Source organism: Streptomyces sp. DvalAA-14 (assembly GCF_900091855.1).
GTDB lineage: Bacteria > Actinomycetota > Actinomycetes > Streptomycetales > Streptomycetaceae > Actinacidiphila.
Genome location: NZ_FMCH01000495.1, coordinates 1 through 1,445 on the forward strand (window position 1 = coordinate 1; position 1,445 = coordinate 1,445).

At 74.9% G+C, this 1,445-nt stretch carries 1 protein-coding gene; it reads left to right on the forward strand.

Annotated features, from left to right (window positions below):
* Positions 1 to 50 precede the first annotated feature (50 nt).
* Complete coding sequence (locus GA0115240_RS26535; protein WP_093740409.1) at positions 51 to 1,436, forward strand: pyridoxal phosphate-dependent decarboxylase family protein; 1,386 nt, start codon at positions 51 to 53, stop codon at positions 1,434 to 1,436.
* Positions 1,437 to 1,445: the final 9 nt, after the last annotated feature.

The window sequence follows — 1,445 nt, forward strand, 5'->3', positions numbered from 1 at the left end:
CATCGTTGAGCACGGCGAACCAGCGATACGCCGAACCACGAGGACCGCCGATGCCGATGCCCGCTCTTGCCGGAGGACGACAAGGGGCGGAGGAGTTGCGGCCGTTGGTCGAGGTCGCGCTCAACGCACTGGTCGAAGGGGCCCGCAGGCGCGGTGGGCCGATGCCCCGCGGCGGGCCCGAGGCGGTGGCCACCGGCGTCCGGGAAACGCTGGGCGAGGCGATGCCCCGGGACGGCCGCGGCGAGCGCGAGGCCCTGCACACCCTCGTACGGATGCTCGCCGAGGGCACCCCCGACCCCGCCGAGCCCTTCTGCGCCGCCCATCTGCACTGCCCGCCGCTGGCCGTCGCCGCCGCCGCCGACCTGGCCGCGTCCGCGCTGAACCCCTCGCTGGACTCCTGGGACCAGTGCGCCGCCGCCGGCGAACTGGAGATCCGGGTCACCGCGGCCCTGGCGGCACTCGTCTTCCCCGACCTGCCCGCGCCCGACGCGGTGGTCACCACCGGCGGCACCGAGTCCAACCAGTTGGCGCTGCTGCTCGCCAGGGAACGCGCGGCCGGCGGTCCCCGGCTCCAGGTGGTGTGCGGGGCCAGCGCCCACCACAGCGTGCGGCGCGCGGCCTGGCTGCTGGGACTGCCGCACCCGATGGTGGTGGACACACCGGCCGGCGTACTGGACCCGGCCGCGGTGGCCGCCGCACTGGACGAACTGCCGGTGCGGGCCCTGGTGGTGGCCACCGCCGGCACCACCGACACCGGGGCCATCGACCCGCTGCCGCAGATCGCCGCGGCCGCCGCCCACTACCGCGCCGAGCTCCATGTCGACGCCGCCTACGGCGGCCCGCTGCTGTTCAGCGGACGCGAGGCCGCCAAACTCGACGGACTCCAGTCCGCCGTGTCGGTCACCCTGGACCTGCACAAACTCGGCTGGCAGCCGATCGCGGCCGGACTGCTCGCCGTTCCCGACAGCGCGGCGCTGCGCCCGCTGGACCACCAGGCCGACTATCTGAACGCCGACGACGACACCGACGCCGGGCTGCCGGACCTCCTCGGCCGGTCGCTGCGCACCACCCGCCGCCCGGACATCTTCAAGCTCGCCGTCACCCTGCGCGCCCTCGGCCGCGAAGGCATGGCCGCCCTGGTCGACACCGTCTGCGACCGGGCCCGGGAACTGGCCGCGAAGGTCGAGCAGCACCCCGACCTGGTGCTCCACCGGCAGCCGACCATCAGCACCGTGCTGTTCCGGCCCCGCGGCGCCGACGACGACCGGATCGCCGACTTGCGTCGGCGCCTGCTGTACGACGGCCGCGCGGTCTTCGGCCGGGCCCGCGCCGACGGCCGGCTCTGGCTCAAGGCGACCCTGCTCAATCCCTACCTGCGCCCGGAAGACCTCGACGCGCTCCTCCAGCTCACGACGGAAGGCTGCACCACCCGATGAACGCTCCGA

What these genes read in the sequence shown, in the direction of transcription:
- GA0115240_RS26535 (WP_093740409.1), top strand. Translation starts at nt 51, where the DNA reads ATGCCGATGCCCGCTCTTGCCGGAGGACGACAAGGGGCGGAGGAGTTG.